7 protein-coding genes are annotated in these 11,223 nt (G+C 36.3%); 6 read left to right on the top strand and 1 reads right to left on the bottom strand.

What is annotated here, in order from left to right:
- Positions 1-576: 576 nt before the first annotated feature.
- The 4 genes from MWU82_RS23505 (at position 577) to MWU82_RS23490 (ending at position 4,997) form a co-directional block, all read left to right on the top strand.
- Positions 577-1,377, top strand: coding sequence for a polysaccharide deacetylase family protein (locus tag MWU82_RS23505; protein WP_247098157.1), 801 nt, complete (start codon positions 577-579; stop codon positions 1,375-1,377).
- A 732-nt stretch (positions 1,378-2,109) separates the two neighbouring features.
- A complete protein-coding gene (locus MWU82_RS23500) occupies positions 2,110-2,517 on the top strand; it encodes a cupin domain-containing protein (RefSeq protein ID WP_247098156.1) in 408 nt (135 codons plus the stop codon).
- A 13-nt stretch (positions 2,518-2,530) separates the two neighbouring features.
- Positions 2,531-3,112 carry a dihydrofolate reductase family protein gene (locus tag MWU82_RS23495; RefSeq protein WP_247098155.1) on the top strand — a complete coding sequence of 194 codons (582 nt, stop codon included), beginning with the start codon at positions 2,531-2,533 and terminating at the stop codon, positions 3,110-3,112.
- Between the two features lie 235 nt (positions 3,113-3,347).
- Entirely contained in the window at positions 3,348-4,997 is a 1,650-nt protein-coding gene (locus MWU82_RS23490) for an Ig-like domain-containing protein (protein WP_247098154.1), read from the top strand.
- Positions 4,998-5,439: 442 nt separating this feature from the next.
- Here the strand turns inward: MWU82_RS23490 and MWU82_RS23485 are convergent, their stop codons facing one another.
- Positions 5,440-6,870 carry a glycosyl hydrolase gene (locus MWU82_RS23485; RefSeq protein WP_247098153.1) on the bottom strand — a complete coding sequence of 477 codons (1,431 nt, stop codon included), beginning with the start codon at positions 6,868-6,870 and terminating at the stop codon, positions 5,440-5,442.
- A 421-nt stretch (positions 6,871-7,291) separates the two neighbouring features.
- Here MWU82_RS23485 and MWU82_RS23480 point away from each other — a divergent pair, with 421 nt between their 5' ends.
- Together MWU82_RS23480 and MWU82_RS23475 are read left to right on the top strand one after the other, a co-directional pair.
- Positions 7,292-8,089, top strand: a complete 798-nt coding sequence (locus MWU82_RS23480) for a class I SAM-dependent methyltransferase (RefSeq protein ID WP_247098152.1) — start codon at positions 7,292-7,294, stop codon at positions 8,087-8,089.
- A 243-nt stretch (positions 8,090-8,332) separates the two neighbouring features.
- Positions 8,333-10,372 (top strand): right-handed parallel beta-helix repeat-containing protein, encoded by a 2,040-nt coding sequence (locus MWU82_RS23475; RefSeq protein ID WP_247098151.1) that lies wholly within the window; start codon positions 8,333-8,335, stop codon positions 10,370-10,372.
- The last annotated feature ends 851 nt before the right edge of the window (positions 10,373-11,223 follow it).

Here is an 11,223-nt window from a genome sequence, read left to right as displayed (position 1 = left end):
CTGTAGATTCTTCTGTTTTCTTTCATCGTTTTACCAAGTTAAGGATTTTTCAATATTGCCCTTAACTAAGTGTCCCAACAAATGTAGCAAGACCAAGGTGTTTTTTTAATGCAAATGCTGGAACCGGAAACAATGCAGCTCGAGTTTGTAGCAGATAAGACCGCAGTCGAAGTTGAAGGATTTAGTGGTAATCAAAGAGTGTATGTTCGCAATCCTGATTATGAGTAACTATTTGTGTGCTTATTATTGTAAAATAAAAATAAGAGACCTGAGTCCATCATCCATGAATAATTATGATTTATAGTAATACCATTCAACCTTGTATTGATTTACATATTGTCCTTATTAATTCTCAAAACAAGAAAAAGAAATAATAACGACATAGCCACATAGGCTAGGTTAAATGCGATTTAGTGTGCCGTAATGGAGATAGTTATACCTAACAATGTGCATGGCTTAAATTAAACGGTTGTTGGCTTATAGTTTGTTAAATATATAGTAACTTGTTGCTATACCCGGATATCCAAAGCCATTTTGGGTTATAAGGTTTATATATTGAGTAATAAAAATATAATTATGAAAAGAATATTCATCTATGCAATGGTTATAATAATGACCGCCCAATTTTCATATTCTCAAGCTATAAATAAGAACTTCAAATGGCCTGAAAATAAAAAAGCCGCGGTCTGTTTAACTTTTGATGATGGTCAAGATTCACATCTGGATAATGCCATACCCTTGCTTGATTCCTATAATGTGAAAGCAACTTTTTATTGTCCAGGGAATAAGGAGTCTTTACATAATCGCACCTCTGAATGGAAAAAGATTGTTGAAAATGGCCATGAACTTGGCAATCATTCTTTATTTCACCCATGTGATGGTAGATTATTCGATTGGGTTACACCAGAATATGACTTAAACAATTACACTAGAGAGCAAATGCGAATGGAATTATATACTGCCAACACACTCTTAAAAGCTGTAGATGGAAAAACGAACAGAACATATGGTTATACCTGCTCAAATTTTAAAGTACAGGGCGATTCCACCTACGTGGATATAGTGAAGAAACTATTTTCGGCAGCAAGAAGTGATGGCCCAATACCGAAAACCATGGAAAATATCGACATTAATTTTATGCCAAGTTGGTGTGTAGACAGTCATACCGGTAAAGAACTAATCGATTATGTAAAAGAAGCAAGAAGTAATGGGACTATTGCCACATTTATGTTTCATAGTGTTGGAGGTGGTTACCTAAACGTATCCAATGAAGCATTACAGGAACTATTAATTTATCTTAAAGAAAACGAACAGGATTATTGGGTAGATACCTTTTTTAATGTTACCAAATATATCAAATCAATAAGTCAATATTGAATAAATTAGTGGGTTGAGATTATAGAACATTGACGGAAATTGGAAAACACGCAATACGCAACATTGGCTAATTCTATTGTTATTAAGCCTGCCCACTTATTTGATTAAAATAAAATTTAAGATATAGATGTTCTCATACCTTTCTACCCCACTATACCTGACAATTGGATTTTTTCTCTTAACTGTTTTGTCGCTTTTTATTTTTGGCAAAGACCAAGCTGAAAGTTTGTGGAACATTGGAGGTCTTGTTTTTGGTTGCTATCTCATCTTCAGCTCTATACTTATTTTGTTTATTGATACGGGATGGGGTTATTTTTTATCAATTTTGGGTTATTCTTTACTTTATCTCGTTTTTACCGGCATTTTAATTCAAATTATAATTCAGGTAAAGCAGCTTCCAGGTTCTAATGAGTCTGCCATGATATTCTTGATTATAATATTTCACCCTCTTCTTCTGCTTTTTTTAAAATTAATCAAATGGTTGTTTTCAATACTTGCGCAAAAATGAAACTAAAGGATTGGAGAACAGCTGCCATAGTGGGATATTCAATTTTGAGTTGCACAACCCAAGAAAGGTACGCGCCTAATAGCGTGGTAAAATTTCGCCATGTGCATGGTGGATGGAAAACGCCAATTGACTTATAATTTGTTAAATATATAGTAACTTGTTGCTATTACCGTCGTTACCTTCAAGCAAAAAAACATTCACTAAACAACCACAATGACAAAACAATGAAGCATAAGGCCAAAGAAACCGACACAATAATTCTCAATTCAGGCGAAGGGAGAACTTATAATTGTGGAACAATGACGGCAATATTCAAGGCAGATGAAAATGAAACTGCCAATAAATACAGTATTTCGGAATGGTGGTTAGAACCAAATTCCGAAGGTCCAGGGGCACATCAACACCAGGATAACGACGAAGTGTTTTATGGCCTGCAAGGAACGGTAGCCGTGTTGATCGGCGACAAATGGATCAATGTTGAAAAAGGCACTTTTTTAAGAATACCAGCGAAAACCATCCACGACTTTGCCAACAGGACCAACGAAAAAGCTGGACTTCTTAACTTTTTTATACCCGGTGGCTTCGAGAGAAATATGCCCGCTATTGTGAAATGGTTTGAAGAAAAAGAATAAAAACACACCTATTATGAGAAAAATAATATCATTTGCGCACATATCGCTGGATGGTTTTGTAGCAGGACCAAAGGGGGAAATGGACTGGATGAAACTTGATGAAGAAATTTTTGACCATGTAGGGAAGCGGATAAGCAAGGGCGACACTGCACTATATGGACGGGTAACCTATGAGATGATGGAAAATTACTGGCCTACCGCGGCAGACAAGCCAAGAGCTACCAAGCACGACAAAGAACATTCCAAGTGGTATGCCAATTCCCACAAAGTTGTTATGTCCAGAACTATGAAAGGCGCAGATCTCACCAACACAAGAATAATCAGCAACAAGCTTTCGGACAACATAAATGAAATAAAACAATCCGGCCAAGGCGGAGGTGAGGACATCTTGCTATTTGGAAGTCCAACAGCAACACATTCACTTATGCAACAGAACTTAATAGACGGCTACTGGCTATTTGTCAACCCTATTATTCTAGGACAGGGCATTCCGTTGTTTAAAGGTATCCAAGACAAAACAAAACTAAAACTATTAACAACCCACCAATTTAATTGTGGAGTAACCGAACTGAATTATATAGTGGACAGACCTTAACAACTAACCGCTTACAAAGTAAATACAACATTCTAAAAATATCCTCCTTAAAACCTCCACAATATGGTTTACGATCTGTCCATTCAAAGAAAACCAGTTCCATCATTAGTACAAACAAACACGGATTTATGGATTTCTAATTATTACTATGCCATTCATAATTTGCCAATTTCATAAAGCAATATTGAAGAATAAAGTTCGTTAATTTTATGATTAAAAAATTAAAACCTTATTCATGCAAAGAACCAGTCTTCAATATCTTTTTTTGATATTTTTTGTTTGTTTTTCATGTACAACGGATACAGAAGAAACATCGAAAGAAACGGTGGACACTACAGCTCCTACCCTTAGTTTTTCCATAGAAGATATTGAAGTTTCTTCCAACGACCCCATTCGCGTGTCAGGGAAAATAAACATTAAGATTGAGGCCACGGATGTAAGTGGCATTAGTAAGGTTGAAGTCTATATTAACAATGAAAAAGTTGCAGAAGATACATCATCACCCTTCGATTTAAGTATTGACTTATCATCTTATACTTCAACGTCTAGTCTGAAAAAATTTGATTCTAATGCCATCTTAAAAATTATTGCATATGATAAAGCGGGTAACGAAACTACAATAGAAAAAAATATAGTCATTTTTAATAGGGAATATCTTTTGGATATTAATATTCCAGAGGGGTTTCTCAATTCATTTTTCGAAAACGTTTATGTTTTCGCTTCTGATATGGACGGAAATTATTTAGAATCAACAACAGAACCTATCACTGCTTCCACCAGACAAATAAAGATATATGCCCCTGAGGATTTTGATTTGACCCAAGAATTCATGATTACTTTTATGACTTTCAATCCCGGGAATGAAAACAGTTTTTCATATGCCACAACTTTTCAGAATTTAACGAAGGATAATCTCAACGAAATTAATCTAAAGGTCCCAGAACGCTTTCGCGTCTTTGAAAATAAATTAGTGCCTGCTATTGGTTTTGGGGACAATATTCATCCCCTGGGATCTGGTATTGATTACAGAACAAGCTTAAATAACACAGATCAAGAATGGCTATTTCAAACATTAATTCCTGAAACAACGAATGATTTAACTACGAATAAAATTTACTTAAGCTATTTATTAGATCAAAGTTTCACGAATTATCACTACCTATTTATTGATAGACCTTTATCCGAAGATTTTCAGTTGGAGGCAAATAATTTTGTTAACGCCAATTCAACTTCGGGAAGCATTTCCTTTTCCAACTTTCAACAACAACCCGAAATAAAAACCCATCTTACAATTTATGGTTACGAAAATGAAAACGATGTCCAAAAAAATATTTACCATACCCTATGGGGGCAAGGAACCACTAATTTTACATTACCCATAATTTATAGCTATAACGATTCGTTTTACCAATATCGTCATCGCCTTTCAATGGAAAATTTCCACACAGAAGGACTGGGACTTCCTTTGGAGGAATATACGATACCAAATTGGACATTAAATCCTATAATCCAAAGTAATAAGGTTATACTCAATAAAACCGGTGAAGGGCATTCAATAGGTAGAATTTCATTACAAGAGGACCAGGAAAAAGATATTTATGAATGGAGAATCTTATTCGACAGTGAAAAAACAAACGAAGTAGTTATTCCTAAAATTCCAGAGCAATTACAAAACATCCCGTTTTTTACTTTATATGAATCCAATTCGTTTGAATTACAGCAGACTGAAATTAGTAAATTCGAGGGCATTGACAACTATGGGCATTATCTAACGGAAATAATAAAGGAGAATAGAGATATTAATAATTACTCAAACAAAAAAGAAACAATATTTCAATCAAATCCAATGATTTATTTTCAGTTCAATGATTTTGTATTCGACTAAATCTATGCGGCATAAAGGAAGTATATACCCTATATTTAATTTATTACTTTCCGGCAGCATTAATGAGTTTGTAATTTATATAGTGGACAGACCATAACAACGACCTAAAGCAAAATACCTGGCCTATTCTTTGGGCGTTCCCTCCTACCTCGGGCGGGCCCTTAGCTATATCCCTTACGGTGCTGCGGGGATGCCGCCGCGGTCCCTAACGCAGGCAGGCTCGACCGGACAACATTGCCATCAACTACTCTTTAACCATTAAAATTCGATAGAACCCACCTTATTTAGAATAAAGTATTCTTCAACCTCCTTCCACAAAAGACAAGCTTAATACAGAGCACCTAAATATAACTACAGTATAAGCCCGTACCCCTTCCCTCCTATTCGGCTATCCGTAAGCCGCAGTAGTATGGGGATAAAGGTGTTTCATAATTTTGACCCTTTACATAGCTTCAAAAAGAAGTAATCTAACCGTGGATTTGGGCAAGTCCACTATGAGGCTGAAATCTTTGCTGCTCAATATTTGTTCGCGGTCCAAGTCCAAATTGTGAGTATCGTCCAATACATATTCGCTACACTTCAGTTCGTTTTTAAAAGGAACGTTCTTGATCTGTAGTTTATAACGAGAGGTATCATCATCAAAATTGCTTAACAAAACGGCTGTTTTTCCTTCACCCAAATCGGTAGATGCAATAATAGAAACACCCGTTTCCTGATTATTTCCTGAAGTAGAAACCCGCGTGCCCAATTGTACCATTTTATGATAGGCTTCCAAGGCATGAATTGCTTTTTTGGGTATTCCTGATTCATCAAAAAGCCCAATACGAAAAATGGTTCCAAAAGCGGAATAGTATTGCGCCATATCCAGTTCTGTATCCTGCATATAAGATAAAACTGAGACGGTAAAGGCTGAGCCAGTGGCGCCGGTGGTTTGGGCAAATACATCCCTTGATGCCTCTCTGTTTTTTCCATCGGGCCAGTATGGTATGTAATTCCATTCGGATAGACTGATTTCCACATCTTTAAACCCATGTTTTCTTATGGTGGCGTTGGATATTTCAATTCTTTTCATGAAGTCGTCCGTACTTTTACTATAGATATGATAGGAAACAAAGTCTAAAGGGGAATTGGTTTTTTTACAATGTTTAAGGAAAGCCTCGCCAAGCTCACTGTCCATGTTAAAGGCGATTGTAGGACCTCCAACTTTTAGGTTGGCATCCAATTTTTTTAAGGTCTTGGCCGTTATTTCATATAATTGAAGATACTGTTCTTGAGTTCCTGACCAGCAATCTGCGATGTCCGGCTCATTCCAAATTTCCCAATATTGAATATCCCAATGAAACCCTTCGGCCCAGCCCATATTATAATGTTGCACTATCCGGGAACAAATGCGCGCCCATTTTTCAAAATCTGCCGGAGGATGGATGTAAAATTTTGGTTCCCCGTGCTCTATACTTTCTCCCAATCTAAATATTACTTTTGCGCCCAGGTCCAAGATCGACTTTATATAAAGGTCCGTCTTTTGAAAATGATAGTTTGCCGGGTCATTTTCATCGGCATCAAAGTTTGGAAAGATGGTATGGATATCAACCGTTTCTTCATCGGAATACCGTGTATCATGCAGGCGTACCTGTGGAGGGCCGAAGGTTTTGAAATATTCACTATTGTCAAATGCATTTCCCAATCTAATTCTCGGACCGCCATTAACCCCGTTCAAGGGCTTGAAACCACCCATGGTTTTGGATACATCTACAGTAAACTCGGGTAAGGTTGCCGTATCATTGCTTTGAGCCAGCAGTGCATTACCAGATAGTATTCCTAAAAATAAACAAAGACCAAAGAATGCTGATGTAATACAATTGTTTGTTTTCATGTTTTTTGGTTAGTTATTACGGCAAAATATCTGAATTATGATGTGTAATGAAAATGACTTGGATAAACTTCTTTTTAATAATCGCATTGAATTGGCAGTACCTTAAAAAACGGTAATTAACAACCATTTTATAGTCAATGAAAACTTAAGTACAGCAAACAAAGCATTATTTTATCGATTAAGCAAATACCAATACCAATATTCGTTATCTTAGAAGAATAGTAACAAACATTTGGTTGTAGTACTGCCCCCGCTGCCCAACACAGAACATTATATTGGATCAATAAGAATTGTAGGATACAGCAATGTATTTCGGTAATGGCTTGTAAGCTTGTAGTTTTTATAAGTGATATATAGTTAATACCTATATCCAATTGTTACCAAAAATTTGAAACAAGGCTAATTTTATAAATTTAACATTATGGAACAATCAAACTACAAAGCTGTACGAGAATATGAATTAGAAACTTGGACGAGATGCTCACCAAGTTATAACGAAACTTGGGCAACTTTAACCAATGAAACACTTCCTCTATTAATGAGTAAAACCAATGTAGGTTCCAATGTTAACGTCTTAGACATAGGTTGTGGTGCTGGAAACTCAACAATTAAAATTAGTGGAGCTGGAGCAAAAGTTATTGGAATAGATTTTTCTCAAAAAATGATAGACCAAGCCAATTCAGCCTATCAGAGTATCACATTTAAACAATCCGATGCCGAAAATATCCCACTAGAAGATGGCTCAATGGATGTTGTAATAGCAAATTTTGTAGTGCATCATTTTGCGGAACCAAATAAAGTTTTTAAAGAGATAAATAGAGTTTTAAAACCAAAAGGAAAATTTGCTTTTGCAGTTTGGGGTGCCAATGAAGAACAAAGTTCATTAGGAGCTTTTTTTCAAGCTTTCGCAAATCATCACGAATTGTCTGCCCTACCTCACGGACCACTATTTGGAGTTACAGATTTTGACACTTATAATGAAATGGTAACAAAAGCTAGTTTAAAAAATTTCACATTAGAAAAATTAGATACAAGTTGGAATATGGATACTCTCGACCCTTTAATTACTGGGTGTTGGGATTGGGGCAATTTACACTTATTCCCTGAAGATAAGCAAGATGATATTAAAAACGACTTTGTTAAGAATTGTGATTCCTTTAAAAAAGGAAAAGGCTATTCATTTCCACATTCAGCAATAATAGGATATGGTGAAAAATAAAAAGCTTTGGATGACAAGTTGCCTAATTACCCCACCCCATACCGCACGGACGTTTCGGTAGGTTACTTGTTTTCTGTATACTCGAAAAATCCTCCCCTGTCCAAAAAGCGTAGCCGTACAGATTTTCTACCAGCCTGCCAGCTGGCTGGTTAGGTTTAATTTGTTAAATTAGGTGCTTAAACACGCCACTAGTTATACACATAAACGTTACGCTTACCTACAGAGAGCCTACAGAAGAAGACAATGAAACTTAATAAAACAAAGCAAATCAACAAATCAATTCAATTAGTTCTACCTTTCCTACTCATGTTTTGTGCTGATCTTTATGGTCAGGAAACTTCCATACATATTTCTCCCTTTGGTAATGACCAATATAAGGGAACAGAAAAAAAACCTGTTGCAAGCATTGAACGAGCAAAACAATTGGTCAAGGAGATCATGATGAAACAAGTCCATTATGATACTATTCGAGTTATATTTCATGAAGGAACTTATAGGTTAAGCAAGGGAATAATATTGGACGCCGATGCATCTGGCACTAAAAAATCACCTATAATCTACCAAAGCAATAAAGGAGAGAAAGTTATCATCTCTGGCGCTATTCCAATTAAAGATTATAGTATGCTTTCCAAGAATCATTTTTTGTACAAGAAAGCCCCTGAAATTGGAAGTAAAATTATTGAGATTGATTTAACAAAAACCGGACTATCAGAATTTAATAAGATTCGACTATCCGGGTTTGGTGGCCAAAACACTCCAGCCCCCTACACTTTAAGAGAACTTTACTTTAACGGAAAGCCAATGCCACTTTCCAGGTGGCCAAATAATGGCTATTCCAAATTCACACATACCGTAACAGACTCATTGGCAATGATGGAAAAAACAGGTATTGTTTATGAGGATGAACATATTTCTGGTTGGAAAGCAGAACCAAATATATTACTCCATGGTTACTGGAAATATTTGTGGGCCGATGCTTACGAGCAGGTTTCTGAAATTGATACCAATCAGCATATTATGTGGCTTACACCGCCCTATAACCACTATAATTTTTCAAGAAACAAACCTTTTGCAGCCTACAATGTAATTTCAGAGATTGATGAACCGGGAGAGTGGGCATATGATTACCAAAAGAAAAAAATATATTTCTATCCTCCAGAAGATATCACAAATGGAACACTGGAACTTTCTGTTTGCGAAACACCACTGCTCCAAATTAACAAAGCCGAATGGATTACAATTAAAGGCATTCAATTTCAGATGGGCGCAGAAAATGGAATAAGTATCAATAATAGCAGTCAGATAAATATTCTGGATTGTGAAATAAATGGATTCGTTGGTGAAGGCATTAAAATGAACAATGGACATAAGAATACAATCTCTTCCTGCCATATTTATGATATGGGGCGGGGTGCTATTAGAGTGGCAGGCGGCAATAGAGAAACTCTTGAAAGGGCAGATTTTATTATTGATAATTGTCATCTCCATGATGTGTCAAGAATTGATCGTACCTACACTCCTGGAATATGGGTGGATGGAGTTGGCACAACTGTAAAGCATTCTAAAATTCACGATATTCCAAGTAGTGCAATGCGAATAAATGGAAACGATCATATCATTGAATACAATGAAATGTTCAAGGTTGTCACTGAGTCCGATGATCAGGGTGCCATTGATATGTGGGGCGACCCGACTTACAGAGGTAATGTTTTTCGCTACAATTATATTTACGATGTAGGGCCTGTTGGTCAGGATAAGATTAATGCCCATACAGGCAGAGCAGGCATGAGGTTTGATGATGCCATATCTGGATCTTTGGTGTATTCCAATATATTCAAAAATTGTGCTGGTGGGCTTTTCGGAGCCATACAAATTCATGGAGGTAATCATAACCTAATTTGGAACAATCTATTTTATCAATGTAGTGCTGGCATCTCATTTACTTCATGGTCACAAGATCACTGGACGAATTACACCAAGAAATCTCTTGAATTCTTTGAGAAGAACCGATTTTTGTTTATATCCAGATATCCCGAACTTTTAGAAATATATGAGGATCTGAATATGAATTCTATAATTCAGAATGTCTTTATTGAATGTACCCAAACTACTTTGCGAATGCCTGACTCAACTGTATTTAAACAGAATCTGGAAATGGACATGGACAAGGAAATTCCTAATTTGGAGGAGGGTGGTTATTCCCTAAAAAACATCAATGAAGCGGTAAATAAAATTAAGTTTGAATCCATTCCTTTTGAAAAAATTGGACTTAGAAAAAAGTAATACAAACTAAGCATAACATAAAATATAGTGCGTCTTGTTCCAGGTGTTTGCTCCACTTGTCCCCCTCACCCGGCCTTTGGTGCTATGACAGGCGTACATTTACCAATTTTTCACAGAATTTTGTTGGGCGTATCTACGAAGATAAAAATGGCAACATTTGGACCGGTTCACAAAGGTCCAGGGACCGAAGATGATTGCCTTCCCGTTAGGATGAAAAGTCAACTGTAACCGAAAATGCATTAGAATAGGAAGATAATCAAGGTATGATTTTGGAATTTTAGAAGCTAATGATGGGAGTATTTGGAGTTTCGTAGCCCGTTCGTGCTTGATCCCGGTCTGTCAGTGAAAACTCAGACAATCTGCCACTACCCTTAAGATTTACCCTTAGGTGCAATTATGAGACTACTAACATTCATAAAGTAAATATATGAGTTCAAATTAGTTGGCAATTGTTATTTTCGGACTGCTTTATCTTGCATTTAAATTTTTCACTAGAAATAGGAAACCTTGAGGAGTTCTAAGTAACAGGGAGGAATTCAGGGACCATGATTAATTGTTGTGTTTCTGCAAAAATTGGGATTGAGATGATTTGTTGTGTGTTTTTTGTTTGATTTTATCTCTATTTATTGGGCATAATCGAATAAAACTTTTATTAAAATCATTCTTTCATTTTCTTTGCTTGTCCAAAGTAAACGAAACAAACCCGCCTTGCCGTCGGGCAGGAGAAAAGACCCTTCTTCGCTATGTGGTCCCTATAATCGTTGGATTTTAGGGACCGATGCCATGGCCTAAATTATTTCCAAGGCTTCAATAATTCTTTACGGCCATGTCATCTCCACCACGGAAGAAGA

It is taken from the genome of Arenibacter sp. S6351L, assembly GCF_023016025.1.
Classification (GTDB): domain Bacteria; phylum Bacteroidota; class Bacteroidia; order Flavobacteriales; family Flavobacteriaceae; genus Arenibacter; species Arenibacter algicola_B.
This window is presented reverse-complemented; position numbering and strand designations above follow the sequence as displayed.